The 15,916-nt window shown below is 32.1% G+C and carries 12 protein-coding genes; 5 read left to right on the plus strand and 7 right to left on the minus strand.

Features of this window, described 5'->3' with window-relative positions:
* Positions 1-68: 68 nt before the first annotated feature.
* Positions 69-1,319, plus strand: coding sequence for an alginate lyase family protein (locus R6X41_RS12470; protein WP_318500670.1), 1,251 nt, complete (start codon positions 69-71; stop codon positions 1,317-1,319).
* 69 nt (positions 1,320-1,388) lie between these two features.
* Here R6X41_RS12470 and R6X41_RS12475 read toward each other — a convergent pair whose 3' ends face one another.
* The 7 genes from R6X41_RS12475 to R6X41_RS12505 all read right to left on the minus strand — a co-directional run bounded on the left by R6X41_RS12475 (position 1,389) and on the right by R6X41_RS12505 (position 10,485).
* Positions 1,389-1,928: a GNAT family N-acetyltransferase gene (locus tag R6X41_RS12475; protein ID WP_318500671.1), complete on the minus strand. Its 540-nt coding sequence runs from the start codon at positions 1,926-1,928 to the stop codon at positions 1,389-1,391.
* Between the two features lie 207 nt (positions 1,929-2,135).
* Entirely contained in the window at positions 2,136-3,872 is a 1,737-nt protein-coding gene (locus R6X41_RS12480; RefSeq protein ID WP_318500672.1) for a thiamine pyrophosphate-dependent enzyme, read from the minus strand.
* Positions 3,873-4,277: 405 nt separating this feature from the next.
* Positions 4,278-5,729, minus strand: a complete 1,452-nt coding sequence (locus R6X41_RS12485) for an FAD-dependent oxidoreductase (RefSeq protein ID WP_318500673.1) — start codon at positions 5,727-5,729, stop codon at positions 4,278-4,280.
* A 266-nt stretch (positions 5,730-5,995) separates the two neighbouring features.
* Entirely contained in the window at positions 5,996-6,679 is a 684-nt protein-coding gene (locus R6X41_RS12490) for a LipL32 family surface lipoprotein (protein WP_318500674.1), read from the minus strand.
* A 191-nt stretch (positions 6,680-6,870) separates the two neighbouring features.
* Positions 6,871-7,761 (minus strand): polysaccharide lyase family 7 protein, encoded by an 891-nt coding sequence (locus R6X41_RS12495; protein ID WP_318500675.1) that lies wholly within the window; start codon positions 7,759-7,761, stop codon positions 6,871-6,873.
* 53 nt (positions 7,762-7,814) lie between these two features.
* On the minus strand, positions 7,815-9,887 hold the full coding sequence (locus R6X41_RS12500) for a hypothetical protein (RefSeq protein WP_318500676.1): 2,073 nt from the start codon (positions 9,885-9,887) through the stop codon (positions 7,815-7,817).
* Positions 9,888-10,038: 151 nt separating this feature from the next.
* On the minus strand, positions 10,039-10,485 hold the full coding sequence (locus R6X41_RS12505; RefSeq protein WP_318500677.1) for a DUF134 domain-containing protein: 447 nt from the start codon (positions 10,483-10,485) through the stop codon (positions 10,039-10,041).
* 450 nt (positions 10,486-10,935) lie between these two features.
* On the opposite strand from R6X41_RS12505, the gene R6X41_RS12510 reads away from it, so the two are divergent.
* The 4 genes from R6X41_RS12510 to R6X41_RS12525 all read left to right on the plus strand — a co-directional run bounded on the left by R6X41_RS12510 (position 10,936) and on the right by R6X41_RS12525 (position 15,728).
* Complete coding sequence (locus tag R6X41_RS12510) at positions 10,936-11,901, plus strand: NAD-dependent epimerase/dehydratase family protein (RefSeq protein ID WP_318500678.1); 966 nt, start codon at positions 10,936-10,938, stop codon at positions 11,899-11,901.
* A gap of 3 nt (positions 11,902-11,904) precedes the next feature.
* Positions 11,905-12,654, plus strand: a complete 750-nt coding sequence (locus tag R6X41_RS12515) for a DUF1295 domain-containing protein (RefSeq protein WP_318500679.1) — start codon at positions 11,905-11,907, stop codon at positions 12,652-12,654.
* Between the two features lie 74 nt (positions 12,655-12,728).
* Positions 12,729-14,978, plus strand: a complete 2,250-nt coding sequence (locus R6X41_RS12520; RefSeq protein WP_318500680.1) for an efflux RND transporter permease subunit — start codon at positions 12,729-12,731, stop codon at positions 14,976-14,978.
* 12 nt (positions 14,979-14,990) lie between these two features.
* Positions 14,991-15,728, plus strand: coding sequence for an outer membrane lipoprotein-sorting protein (locus tag R6X41_RS12525; RefSeq protein WP_318500681.1), 738 nt, complete (start codon positions 14,991-14,993; stop codon positions 15,726-15,728).
* Positions 15,729-15,916: the final 188 nt, after the last annotated feature.

The following is a 15,916-nucleotide window of genomic DNA, read 5'->3' on the forward strand; positions in this document are numbered from 1 at the left end:
AATTCATGAAAAAATAATATCTTCGAACTATAAGACAAAATTCACTAGGAATATTTTAAGTAATTATAATGATGGACACTGTTAGAAAATTCACATATGTTTTAGCTTTATTTATGTTACTAAGTACAAAGAGCTTTGCTTTCTCACCCATACAAATAGATACTACACGTTTAGCAATAGTTAAACAAAACATCTATGATGGCACGGCTTCAGAACGTACTATTAATGCCTATAAAGCATTGCTTAAAAAAGCAGACAAATGGCTTATAACTAAGAATCCTACGGTAATCAATAAAACCATTTTACCGCCTACAGGAAATAAACATGATTATTTAAGCCTAAGTAGATATTGGTGGCCTAATCCAGAAACTCCTGACGGATTACCATGGATACGAAAAGATGGAGAAACGAATCCAGAAACACAAACTGATGCAGTGGACAGACAACGTTTAGGCGCTATGACCAAAGGTGTGAAAAACTTAAGCTTAGCCTACTATTTTTCGGATGATGAGCGTTATGCTGAAAAAGCAGTTAGTATGTTAAAAACGTGGTTTCTTGATGAAGAGACGCTAATGCATCCAAATTTAGAATTTGCACAAGGTGTTCCTGGAATTTCTAATGGTAAGCCATCAGGTGTTTTAGATGGAAAATCTATACCAACAATAGTTCCAGAAGCCATTGCTATACTTTCTAACTCGCCATTTTGGACTAAAAATGATACTGAAAAAATAAACAAATGGTTAACTGATTATTTAACTTGGTTAACAGAAAGTGAATTGGGACACATTGAGAACAATCAAAAAAACAATCATGGTTCTTGGTATAAATTCCAAGTTTCTACTTTAGCATTGTATTTAGGAAACGAAACTTTAACGAAAGAAACCGTTAGCTTAGCTCAACAAAGTCTTGAGACACAGTTAGATTTTGAAGGCAAACAAATTCATGAATTAGCACGTACAAGATCGTTTTTTTATAGTTGCTACAATTTAAATGCATTGACAAGTATTGCTATTATTGGTGACCAAGTTGGTATGGATATGTGGAATTATAATACTAAAGACGATAAGAGTTTAGGGCTTGCTGTTAATTATTTATCACCAGTGATTAATGGAAAAGCATGGCCTTATACCGATATTCATGGCGTAGATTTATCTGGATTGCTTCCCACACTTGTTCGCATGTCTAAACATTCGGAATCAAAAGAATATATAGACTTACTTTCTAAAACAACCACTATTCTTATTGAAAAAGAAAAATCTACTGGTATTAAAAATCAAGTTCTTGAAGAGTTAATCTTAACTGGTTATTTAAATATCTAATTTCAGTTATAATTTTAAATACATTTTACAGAACTGATTAAGAATTATTTTATTTAAGCTACTGACTGTTTATATTGAATTTAATTCGTCAACATTAAAATCCCTCACCATAGTATTCATTATAAAACTGTTAGCTCCAATAATATAATCGAAAGTTCCAGCAGTATAAAAATTATTTTTCTTATATAAATTAATGGCTTTGGTGTTGGTATGCAATACAGACAACCAAAGTTTATCGCACTGCAAACCAACAACCTCGTCCAAAACTTTTGACAAAAGTAAACTTCCAATTTTCTTTGAATGAAAATCATGTAAAACATAAATATTTACAAGTTTACATATATTATTCCCTTTAACCTGATCTGATTCAGCACCTAACTCTATTTTAGAATATCCTATTGGAATGCCATTATAATAAGCTACCCATATTTTACCTTTAGGATTCTCTATAAACGACCTAAGAGTTTTAATAGAAAATGTTTCATTTGCATAATCCTGAACATCTTCCCAATTATGAAATAACGCACCAAATGTTTCTATCCAAGTTACTCTTCCTAGAAGAGCTAGAACTTCAACATCGTGTTCGCTAGCTTGTTTTATTTCTATCAAATTTGTAAAATTTAAATTATTATAATTGGTTTTATGTTACGAGCTAGTAATAGAACAATTCCCGAGTATTAGACAAATTCTAAAACAGTAATTATCTATCTGTGCTTGCATTTTTTCTAATTCACGGAGTGAAACACACCCATATTTCTTTTACTTTAATTTCTATATTATGTATGTTTTTTTTATTTATTCTTCAGAAAAAAACCATTATAAGACCTCTTTCAAGTGTTTATAATTTGTTTTAACCATATCTAAAACTTCATCCATTCTTCCTCCTAAAATCATTTTACTTATAGATAAAGCATAGCCTTTCATTTGATCGAATTCCATTTTTGGTGGCATAGCTAACGCTTCTGGGTTTGTAAATACGCTTACTAAAACTGGACCATCGTGAGCAAAGGCCTCTTTTAATGCAGGTTTCACATCTGCAGCTTCTGTAACCGAAATTCCTTTAAAACCCATTGCTGTTGCAACCATCGCAAAATCCGGGTTCACCATATCGGTTTCGTTATTTGGTAAGCCTTCAACTTGCATTTCCAATTGTACCATACCCAAAGAACGGTTGTTAAAAACTACCAATTTAATAGGAAGATTGTATTGTTTAATAGTTGCCAAATCTCCCAATAGCATAGAGAGTCCTCCGTCTCCACAAAATGCTACAACTTGTCGTTCTGGATAAGCTAATTGTGCCCCAATAGCCATAGGCATAGCATTGGCCATAGATCCATGATTGAAGGATCCTAACATAATTCGTTTACCAGTACCATGAATGTATCTCGCTCCCCAAACACAACACATACCAGTATCTACTGTAAAAACAGTATCGTCATTAGCCATCTCATTAATTGTAGATGCTACAAACTCTGGGCTAATGTGATTTTCAAAACCAGAATCTTTCACATAAACATTAAGGTTTTCTTTTACTTTTTCGTAAATCTCTAATTGAGCATTTAAGAAACTCTCATCTTCTTTTTCTTTAATTAATGGTAATAATGCAGCAATGGTATCTGTTATTTTACCTGTTAATCCCATTTCTAATTTTGCTCGTCGGCCTAATCGTTCTGGTTTTATGTCGACTTGAATAATTTTATTTTTTACCGGCATAAAATGTTCGTAAGGAAAATCTGTGCCTAATAATATTACAACATCCGATTCGTGCATGGCATGAAAAGCAGATGGAACTCCGAGTAAGCCCGTCATACCAACTTCATAAGGATTATTGTGTTGCATTCCCATTTTTCCGCGGAAAGAATAACCGATGGGTGCCTTTAATAATCTAGCCAATTTTATAATATCGTCATGAGCTTCCCGCGCTCCAATTCCACAGAAAATAGAAACTTTTGGATGTTTGTTCAGCAGATCTGCAAATTTTTGCATCTCATTATCCGACGGGCGTATAATGGTTTCGCTTTGGTAATTATACATTGATGTTGCACTTTCTTCGGCAGGCATAGCAGATACATCTCCAGGCAAACCAAATACGGCAACTCCTTTTTTATGAACAGCATTTTGAATGGCCGCTTGCAACATCCGTGGTACTTGTTTTGGAGTACTAGCCAGTTCATTATACACACTACAATCATCGAATAATTTATAGGTATTTGTAGCTTGAAAATAATCGACACCAAATTCAGGCGTATTAATTGTAGATGCAATAGCGATAATTGGAACTCCAGAACGATTGGCATCATATAAACCATTTATTAAATGCACATGACCAGGACCGCTACTTCCAGCACAACATGCTAAGCCATCCAATTCTGCTTCAGCGGCAGCTGCATATGCACCTACTTCTTCGTGACGAACGTGAATCCATTTAATTTTTCCGCTACGTCTTACAGCATCATTCAATTCGTTCAGACTATCGCCCGTAACGGCATATATTCTTTTTACATTATTACTGACCAACATTTCTACGATTTGGTCTGCTACTTTTTTTCCCATGATTGTTTCTATTACGTTGAAATGTTTTATAAACATTCGTGAATTAATTCTAATTTATAAAAGGCATCGCTATCAAAAATAAATCCGTTAAAAAAATAAGGTGGATTATTAGCGGTACATCTACATATACGCTTTATAAAATCTGCTTTAATTTATTTTTTAATACTAATCTGATATAGCCAATTTTTTAATCTGATTACTAATATTGTGCTCTTATACATTTTCTTACTTGACTAGTCTAGGTGATTAATAATTCTTTTTCAAGTTTCAATAATCGGATAAGTATTCGTTTAATAACATGCTGTTTTAGCTCTGTTTTACAATGAATTTAAATGAAGGAATTTTAATCATAGAAATCCGATTTAGTAAAATTGCAAACTATATTCGATAATGCCATAGCTAAATCTATTTTTTCTTTAAACACTTTCCTCTGGGCTCATCACCTTCATGAAGCACTATTTCCGAATGTAAGAACTGTGCAGCTGCTGCAGAATCTTTTACTTTTGAAGCGCTACGTTCTAACATTTCTGCTTCAAACATTGATAATACACTTTCCCTAATTCCTGCTTCTCTCCATTGCGATAATGGTCTGCACCCTTTCGAGATTCCACGTGCAAGTGCCAAAGCATCTAACAACGCTTGATTTGCTCCTTGTCCTTTAAAGGGACTCATCGGGTGAGCCGCATCTCCGATAAGTGTTACTTGATTTCCTTTTTTCAATACATCTGACTTCAATAGTTCTCGATCATACACGGGATATCCAGAAATCTGAACTTCTGATGTTGCTGCCAAAATTTGAGGAATAGGATCATGCCACTGGGTTCTACGACAAGCCTCTATCTTAAGTGCTTTAACCCCTTGATCACTTAGAGCAATCGCCTCATTTTCTGGCATCGGGAAGCTAAGTTGCCACATTACTGAGTCTGACGCATAAGGCATCATATAGATACGCTCATTTCCATTAGCTGTTTGAAACACTGTAGCCGAATCTAGTAAATCACTGTCAACATCTTGTAGATTTTCCAACGGACAAATTCCTAATATTACAATGCAACCTAAGTAACGTAAAGGTGTAACGTCTTCACCTATTAGCAGCTTCCGTACAGCACTACGAATACCATCGGCACCCACAACAAGATCTGCTTTAGCGCTCTTTAGTTCTCCGTTTAATTTAAAATTTAGAAGTACACCTTCACCTTCGGACTCTTTAAAATTGACCAATTGGTGATCCCATTGTACGACATCATGATCGCCAAGTTGCTCCAACAAAGCCAAGCGTAAAGACTGCCGTGCAATATGTACATTTGTACGCTTATTGGAACTTTTTGTTTCGGTCTGTAACCACTTTCTCATCCCCCATTCTCCAATCACTTTTCCATCTGTAGTATGTACCACATGTCGTGTAGAAATTACGCCTTCATCTAACGATAAAATTCCAAATCCCTCAATCGCTTTACTCGCTTGTTGTAACGTGAGACCATAGCCCTGAGATCGCGCTTTAAAACCACGATCACGTTCATAAAGAGTAAAAGGAATTCCGCGATGTAAACACCCCACAGCCAAAGCAACTCCACCTATACCACCTCCAATAATAGCAACATGTGGGTACTGTTCGTTATCTGCTATAGGATGGAATTTGGAAGGAATCAAGCCAGATCCTTTACAGTTTAAACATGAATATAAAGTGCCTTTAGGACGAATTGGAGACAATCCTTGAGCTTTAGTTCTTTCAAAAGTATCCAATGATTTCTGGTAGGCGATTTTTACTTTCTTACGAAGCCTCCTTCTTTTTTTACCACTGCCTTGACATTCCGGGCAAATAGTCCAGTATTTATTTTCGTTTTCCTCTTTTATCACTTAAATTTTTAAAAGCTGATTCGTAATATTTAATAAAGTTACTTAAATAAAAAATTGTGGCGTTTAATTGTGGTGATTATTCGAATTATGATCACATAAACTTATTGTTTTTCTAAATATAAGAAGATTTAATTCTGTATTAAATGAGGCTAAAAGGAGTAGTTAAAATGCATTCAATTTCTAGCTTTTTATAATTTAAGAAACACTTGGAAACAAAAAAATCCAAGTGTATTAAACTTGGATTTTTTTTTATGTATTGGAGTAAATTATTTCATTAACTCTAATAAACCATCAATTGTGTTAGACATTACAACACCAGGTAATTTTATTGGAGAACCTACTTCAGCTAAGAACGTACCATTTACTTCTCCTGTTTTGTAAGTTGTAAATCCAATTCTGTATAATCCAGCAGTTAATGCTTTTAAAGGATCTCCTACATTACTTTCGTAACGTAAAAGTGAGTTGTATTGACTTCCGCTAGGTTGCTTAGGCATTTCACTACTATCATCATTTTTAGCAAGAGTAGTCCAAGTTGCACTAGCAGAACCTGCGATACCATCTTTTGTAAACACATTAGATCTTTCTAAAGTGATATACGGATCGAAGAATTCTTTAGAATCTTTGTTCGCTTCATATCCAGTACCAATAATTGCATCTTTAACTTTTGTTTTTCCAACTGGAGATATCATTCTTAGTCCTAATTCAGGAGCTACAGCAGGAATCCATAAATAGATGTAGTAAAATTTCTTTCCATCTTTTACTTCATCTTCTGTTCCAGGAGCAGCAAATCCTAAATAACTAACAACATCTAAATAAGGAACTCTTTTTGTTACTGGTCCTACTTTCTTTTCAATTGAGCTTCCGAATGCGCTTAATTTTTGAGCATTAATCGTACTAATAGCGAATAAAAAGACTAATAATACACTTACATTTTTAATTGATTTCATCATGATTGGTTTTTTAATATCCGGTGAAACTAATATTTTCTTAAAGAAATCACAATGTTTTGTAAGAATAATAATATTAATTTTTGAATTAATATTCCTAAAATTTAAATGTGGTGGCCCTTTTTAATAGTAACTAATAATCACAATTATTAACTATATAACTGTAATTTAGATTAATAAGTTGATTCTTGAAGCTATTTATGCTCCGTTACGACTGTATGAAGTACGACTTTAGCAGATTTCTCATAGTCATCATGCCAACCAAAATAATTACCTGTTTTAAAGTAATTTTCATGCATATAACCATTTCCTACATAGTCATAGATTTCGGTGTATTCAATATCTAAATCTTTAGCTTCACAAACAAGTGCACAATATAACTTACCGTTTTCAATTTTAATCTTAAACGTGAAAATTTCGTTATCTACTCTTCCAAAATCAACTTTTTCATCGTACTTACTTGTCCAGGGATCATCATTTTCAGGTTTTGTATAATGATCGATTTGTATCATTCCACTATTCCATCTAATTTTTACAGTTGCTGGACTTCCTGTAATACCTTCAGATTCTATACCGTGTATTTGTGCAACAATTGTACGGCCATTCCCTTCAACATAATCTACATGTATAGTAGATTCAAGCACGTGAACTCCTGTAGCCATTGACCAATTATCTTTAGTGCTTTGGTTTCCTTTCCAATATTCTCTAAGTTCTGTACGGCAATATTTATCACCTAATTGGGACAAACCAGACGTTGTAAAGCCCGTAAATTTAGTCCAAAATGTATAAGAGCCATCATCGTTCTTATAGAAGTACTCTGACTCTGCAGTTGTTAATTTATCATTTACAATATCTAAATATCCTATAGATGTAGCATTTCCATTGCCTCTATCTATAGGTACAGAAAGGTACCAGTTTTTCCAAGTTATAGGTTCCTCCTCGACTTCAGGTATTTCTGCTTCAGGCTCTTCTATATCATCAGGTTTGCTTTCTTCATTAATATCACTGTCGGAACCACAAGCTGAAAAAAGCATAATCGTTAGAAAAACGAGAAGCATATTATTTAAAATCCGCTTTATTATCATATAAAAACAATACATTTTAAATCTAAATCATTTGGTGTTTTTTTGTAATACAATTAATCTAGTAATTCGGGGTTATTAAGGATCAGATCAATTTTTTTAATAATTATAGTAATCTGATTCATTTGTGCTTCAATATTTCTAAAATAAATACTAATATCTCGGTTCACCCAGCTTTCAGAAATAATTCTTGCTCCCAAACTAATTCTTAAAACAGCACTTTGCAAATCGTTACCATATTTTACATTCACCGCTTGTCCGATATGACATTTTTGTGCTGCAAGCCTAATCGTTTTTAATGGAAAACCATCGAATTTATCAGACAAATCAGAATTTAACAACATATAAAGCTTTTTCACTTTATCTACAGTTAAAGCTTCGTTATCTTTAAGGATGAAAAAAGGAAAGATTGTACGTATATTTCGTATTCCGAATTCATTACTATTATAATTGTCGGTTTTTGTTAAATCACTATAAAGCGGTTCTAAAAAAGTAGCATCGTTTATGGAATCTTCAACAAAATTGCAAAACATCTCAATACCTAAATTTCTATATAGAATGGGTGTTTTATAGTATCTATCCATTTCAACTATAGCGGCATTCCAACGCATATAAGATCCGTAATTAAATCCGTCGGATAAATCTTTTGAACAAAACCAAGATGCTGGCCAATCGGAATGATTATAGTATTTGTTTAAACTTTGCGGTAATGAAGTTTTTACAGATTTAATTAATTTACTTACACTTTCAGGTAGAATTAGAGCCCCAGAATATGGAGGACCTGTAAAGTATTTACTTCCTGTTATAGAAACAATATACCCGTTCTTTAAATAATTTTGTATGTCTAAGGGATCCAACCTAAGTTGTGCGGCATCTACAATAACTTGTAAAGATAGATCCTTAAGCGCGTTCAAGTTTTCCATCATTTTTAAACTAGGAGATTGATAACCTAATTTTGAATGATCCATAACATGTAACACAATTTGTCTTCCTGATTTATGAGTTTCTAAAATGGCAGCTAACGCTTCCTCATCTAATTGATCTGATGATTTTAGTTTACCGTTTTCATCTCTAAAAGGAATTTTAATCAATTCGACATCTCGAAAATCTTCCATTTTATCGCCCTTAGTTATTGGGAAATTTAGAGCCGTTGAATTTTCAAAATGACATCCTTGTAATGCTGATGCTACGCCACTTCCTGTTTCATCGGAAGCCATTAAAATATGCGTAATATCCTTATCGGTTATGATCTGAGTTATAGCTGCAACTTGAAGAGACGAATCTGTTCCTGATGGAGAAAAGATTATTTGACATTCTTCATTTAGTTCAAATATGTTTTTTAGGTTGTTTTTTAAAGATTCAGAATACGCCATAGTGGTATCTTTAAAACCATTTCTTAAGCTATCTTTAATTAAGATACTTCTTACCTTTCCTGCTTTATCGAAAGCAAAATTAGACACACTAGTTGCTGTAGATGATGCAAATGTAAAGGCGTCTGGTCTTGGGAATGGTCGGCAACCATATTTATTTAGTAAATCAATTTCATCAATATTTAACCTAAGATCTCCACCAGACATTAATAAATATTCTGTTGGTTTTGCTAAATTTTTAACTATAGGTTTCCATGATTCTTTAAAGATTTTATTCGTATTATCTAACCCATGAAATGCTTGTAACTCTTTATTTTCTAATAAAAATTCAGGTATTAAATCTTCATCTTTTTTAATTAAATCTATTAAAATATAATTAAGAGATGCTAACTTTTCTTTATCCTCTTTAGGTAATAATTGGTAAAATATTCGAGTAACCTCAAAGGCAGCAATATCACATAAAATAGTGTCTTCTTCTTTATTATTTAATGCTTTATACCACAGTTGCCATTCAATACCATATCTTAAATAGACTAAAGCAAGGACAGGTTTTCTTAAATATAACGCACCAATTATAATTGATTTGTTTGGTATAATTTTAAATATACTAGGCTCTGTATTAGAGGTAATAATATTTATGTTATTTATTTTAGGTACTGTATTAAATCTTTTTAAAACGTGAACCAGATAATTCACATTTTCTTTTTCAAACAAACTTGTTCTTTTATATTGATCTTCAATAGGTGTGTTATTCATCATAAGTGCTTTAATTAAAAACGTTCTTTAGAACGAAATTCTCTAACGAGAATCCTTTACTGATCTACCAATCAGTACATTTTTAGTGTTTTTTTAATTTGATTTAAAAAAGAATTTTATTATAGTGTATTATATTCGGTTTGGCGTGCATCATTCATTTATTCAAATTTATTAATTCATCTTCATTAGAAGAAGGACAATCTCCACATTTTATACAATTTTTATCACCAGTAATTAATTTAAAACACCGCTTACATTTGTACCAATCTTTATCAAATTCAAAATCTCCTCCTTCAATAATAATTGACTTTCCTTCTACAAAAGCTTGTCCTATTTTTTTTAAGGCACTATTATAAATTCGGGTAAGCGTAGGCCTAGAAATCTCCATTTTATCTGCTGCAATTTCTTGCGATAAATCATCATAAATTACTAATTTTATTGTCTCATATTCCTCATATTGCATCGCAACTTGTTCTGCTTCACAAAACGCAATTCCAAAAGGCTTAAATCCAACCATTTGCGGCGGAGCATTAACTTTTCTCTTCTTTATTGGACGTGACATTTCTTGAACTTTGCACAAATATAATGACCTTGCGTTCATAATAAAAAATTTTAATATGAATTTCATTAAAAACACGAGACCATGGCTCATTAAAAATGTTCACAAACAAAACAATATTCTATAACAATCCAATTTACATGTTTAATTATTATATTTATTTTAACTTTAAGGTTAGAAATAAGCACCTATTTTAACTTGAATCCTTGATGCAAAACTGAACTTAAATTCATGTAAATTTTCAAAACAGAGCATTAAAACTAAAATATACAACGGAGAATAATTGTCGTAATAATTTAGAATAAATAAATGCCTTTTATAGGAAAACAAGTTATATTTTGAATGTCCGCTATGTGTAATAACGTAGTATTATAATTAATTTAGTGCCCTATCGAATGGAATCGAGATTGTATGTAATCGTTTTCGACTCCGCTCAAACTGACAATAATAACCCTTTTGAGTTAATACAGATATCCATAATTACATAATTAAATGACAAACGTTCAAAACATAAGTATTACTGGAGGAAGTGGTCATTTAGGAATTTGTTTAATAGAGCTCCTTTTAAAACAGGATTTTAATGTAAAAGCATTATATAAAAACAACTTACCCCAAATTAAACATCCTAATTTATCATGGATAAAAGGAGATGTAACGGACAAGCATTGTATTGAAAGGTTGATTAATGACACATCTCTATTAGTTCATGCTGCGAGTATAATTTCTATTGGTGACAAAAACCGAGATTTAGTATACCAAACAAATGTTATAGGCACTGAAATTGCTATTGAAGCCTGTTTGAATACTAATATTCGAATGATTTATATAAGCTCATCGAACGCTGTAGAAGAGACAAAAAATGATGTTTCTTTTGATGAAAACAGACCTTACAAAACAAAAAACGATTTTCTTTACGGGTATACAAAGGCACTTTCTGAACAACATATTTTAAACGCAGTCCGCACTAAAAATTTAGAAGCTTTAATACTTAGACCAACTTCTATAATTGGTCCTCCGGATTATAATCCATCGCATTTTGGACAAACTATTCTTGATATGTATAAAGGAAATATTCCTGCGCTTACAACAGGAGGCTATAATTTGGTTGATATAAGGGATCTTTCACAAACCATTATTAACAGCTTTACAAAAGGAAAAAATGGTGAGATTTATCTTTTGGGAGGACACTATTATAGTTTAAAGGAAATAGCTAAAATGGCTAATCCTGATAAAAAATTAATGGTAATTCCATTAGATATTCTTATTTTATTGAGTCCCCTTTTTTATATATTCAATTTCCTTTTTAAAATGAGATGGCCAGTAACTAGAGAAAGTTTGATTATTTTAAAAAAAGCACCAAAAAACATGGATTCATCTAAAGCGATTAAAAACTTAAATCATAAAGTAAGATCTACTAAAAGTACAATCCATGACTTAATTACATGGTTTAAAGCATAAAATATGAATATAGAACTGTTTAATAAAATCTGTGTTATTTGGGCAATTATAGGTATTGCAACATTTATTTTATTACAATTTGTAACTGCTCCTTATGGTAGACATCTAAAGAAAGGCTGGGGGCCAGAAATATCCAATAAATTAGGTTGGATTTTAATGGAACTTCCCTCCTTTGCTATAATTTTATATTTCTATTTAAATTACAATCAGAGTTTTTACGCACAATTTCTTAGTCTTTTGTGGTTGTTTCATTATTTCAACAGAACCTTTATTTTTCCTTTTAGGATTCGTACTAAATACAAAAAAATGCCTCTAACCATTGTTATTTCTGCCATATTTTTCAATGTTATAAATGCAGGACTAAACGGTTACTTCTTAGCTCATTTTGAAAATTATAGCACCTTAGCTTTTCAAAGTTGGATGTTTTATCTAGGACTAACCTTTTTTGTTTTTGGTTTTATTTCAAATCAAATTAGTGACCATATCCTAATTAATTTAAGAACACCAAATGAAGTCGGTTACAAAATTCCACATGGTTATTTATTTAAATATATTTCTTGTCCAAACCACCTAAGCGAAATTGTACAATGGACGGGTTTTGCCATCATGGCATGGAACTTACCCGCAACGTGTTTCTTAATTTGGACTATTGCAAACTTACTACCAAGAGCTCTAAAACACCACAGCTGGTATCGCGAAAATTTTAACAATTATCCTAAAAACAGAAAAGCTATTATTCCAAAAATATGGTAAACATTTTGTTTTATATCTAAAATAAAAATCACGATATTTAAAGTCCTTTTTTAAAGCATAAGATTTTCACTGATATGGCATTTAATAGTAATAAAATTTCCGAAAAAATAGTCTCTTTAAGATGGGCTACGATTGTTTTCGTCGTCCTAAGCACCTTGTTTTTTGGATATCAATTATCGAAGTTGACAATTGATGCAGATATCATCAAATCCTTACCTGATGATGATAAACATGCAAAACTTCTAAAACATATCAGCAAAAATTTTGGTGGTAATAATATGGGCGTTATTATTCTAGAAACAGATAATATCTATCAAACAGATGTTTTAGAACATGTAAGAACGCTAACAGATACTCTTGAAAAAATAGAGGGTATCGCTTCCGTTTCAAGTTTAACAAATATTATAAACATTAAAGGAAGTGATTATGGTATTGAAGTTGGCCAATTGGTTGATGAATCGGAGCTACCAACAACACCCGAAGCCTTTAAAACACTTAGAAATAACATCCTCTCTAACGACATGTACAAAGGTACAATTGTATCTGATGATGAAACGTCGACGCTTATCATATTTAATCTTGAAGACGAAGCTATTGTTAATGTCGTTGCTCAAAATGTATTAAAAAAAACTGAAGCACTTCATTTACCCGAAACACTTTATTATACGGGCTCTCCAATGCTTGTAACTTATATTTCGGAATTAATGAAAAGTGATTTAACCAAGTTACTACCCCTGGCTTTTTTAGTTATCGCTTTAATATTATTCTTAAGTTTTAGAACTATTTCTGGAGTTGTTTTACCACTTTTAACTGCTGTGATTTCAATTATTTGGAGTTTAGGACTAATGGGCTTATTAGGTTACAGCATGTCTATGATTTCTAATAATATCCCTATCATTTTATTAGCCATTGGAAGCGCTTATGCCATTCATGTTATAAATAGGATAAACCAACTTCGTGCAGAAAATAGGCCAAATACGGTTCAAACAGCACTTGCTTATGTATTGGTTCCTGTTATTTTAGCAGCAACAACTACCGTGATTGGTTTTGTATCTTTCATCTTTGGAGCATATTTAGAGATGATAGTAGATTTTGGTGTTTTCACTGCTTTAGGAACTTTATTTGCTTGCTTGCTATCCATCTTTTTTGTTCCAGCAATCATGTCGTTTAACAAATCTAAAAAAGTCACTTCTGAAATACTAAACCCTAAGACTTCCTTTTTAACTAAACACTTTTTAGAGCCTTTAAATAGCGTATTATTTAAATACCCAAAACGCATTTTACTAATTTGGATTTTACTTATAGCAATTAGTGTTGTTGGTTTATTTTCAATAGAACGCAGTGTAGATATTCAAGAATACTTTAAAAAAGATAATCCAACCCGATTAGCCGAAAAAATAATGGTTGACAAATTTGGAGGTACCAAACCTGTATTTGTTTTATTTAAGGGAGACATGCAAAATCCTGAGGTTTTAAAAACCATGCAAAAGACAGCGAAATACATGGAGCAAAGTCCTGATATTTACACCTCCATGTCTATTGTTAATTTAATATCTGAACTAAATTTTGCAATAACCGGGCAACGAGACGTTCCTGAAGATCCGGAACAAATTGCACAACTTTGGTTTTTCTTAGATGGTAATGAAGTGTTAGAACGTTTTGTAAGTGAGGATTTAGATGAAGGTATTATCATTTCAAAATTTAAGTCGCCAGACAATCAATCTAAAAAGGTTTTTGCAGACTATATGAATACCTTTATAGAAGAAAATTCAACCGATGATTGTCAGATAGAAATAACAGGAATGCCTTTTGTAGACATTACTATGGATCAAAGTTTAATTAACAGTCAAATGGGAAGTATTTCCATAGCTATCATATTTGTCATCTTTATTGTTGGACTTATTTTACGATCATTTAAAAGTGGACTTTATGCAACTATTCCAATAATAGCCGCCATAATTATTCTATTTGGAGTGATGGGTTTATCTGGTATTTCATTAAACATTGCAACCGTTTTAGTAGCGAGTGTCGCTTTAGGAATAGGTATAGATTATTCCATTCATATTATTTCGCATTTTAATCATGTCTTAAAAGACACACAGAACTTTAAAACTGCCATTCAACAATCTATTATCATAAGTGGAAATGCCATTATAATTAATGTCGTTGCCGTTTCTGCTGGTTTTTTAATGTTGGTTTTCTCAGATATGGTGCCTTTACAATATTTCGGCTTACTAATTGCAATAAGCATGGTAAGCTCTGGGCTTGGAGCAATCACGTTACTTCCTGCTATTTTAATTCTTGTCAATAACAAAAAACATTAAAAACTAATACCAATGAAGCTTAACATTTTATATCTATTTACTTTTATTTTTTTAGCCTTCTCTTCTACTTCAGAAGCACAAAATGCTGAAACCATTTTACAAAACATGGACAACTTAATGTCTGCTCCTAAAGATAGGGTCGCGACTATAGTAATGACCACAACTAATAAACGTGAAGACGAAAAAGTACGTGAAGCCGCTTATAAACAAAAAGGGACTGATAGAAAAATGTACCGCTATACAAAACCAGAAAAAAAGGCAGGAATAGCAACATTAAGTCTTCCTGGAGGTATCATGTGGGTTTATATGCCTTCTTTCGGGAAACCTATAAAAATCTCACTTTTAAGTAAAAGTCAGGCGTTTACTGGAACTGATTTTTCTTATGAAGACATGAGTGGAATTCCGTATAACGACAGATATATACCAACGCTTGTTAAGTCTGATTCCGAAGAGTACTATATGTTACAGTTAACACCTAGAGAAGACAAAACCACCTATTCAAAGATTATAATTTCTATAGACAAAAAAAATTATTACCCTATAAAAATGGCCTTTTTTGATAAAGATAATATCTATGAAAAACTAGCTACTTATACGTATGCTAAAAAAGATAATTATTGGTATGCAAAAGAAGTTGAAATGACTGATTTACAAAAAAATCATTCCACACAAATTATCATGAAAGACATAAAATTTGATCAAGGTCTTACTGATGAAGAGTTTGATGTTGATAAACTTAAGATAGATTAAAAAACACTATCCTATAACGTATAAGTTCAAAACCACAGGATTAAATTATAAATAATTTAATCCTGTGGTTTTTTATATCACTATAAATCAAATTGGTGCCGAAACGTATTTAGATCACTACAAATCAAATAACTTATTAATCTACTAAATTTATAAGTGGTTAAAATTTATCCATAAAAAAATCTCAA

This window comes from Formosa sejongensis, assembly GCF_033447105.1.
In the GTDB taxonomy this organism is placed as follows: domain Bacteria; phylum Bacteroidota; class Bacteroidia; order Flavobacteriales; family Flavobacteriaceae; genus Formosa.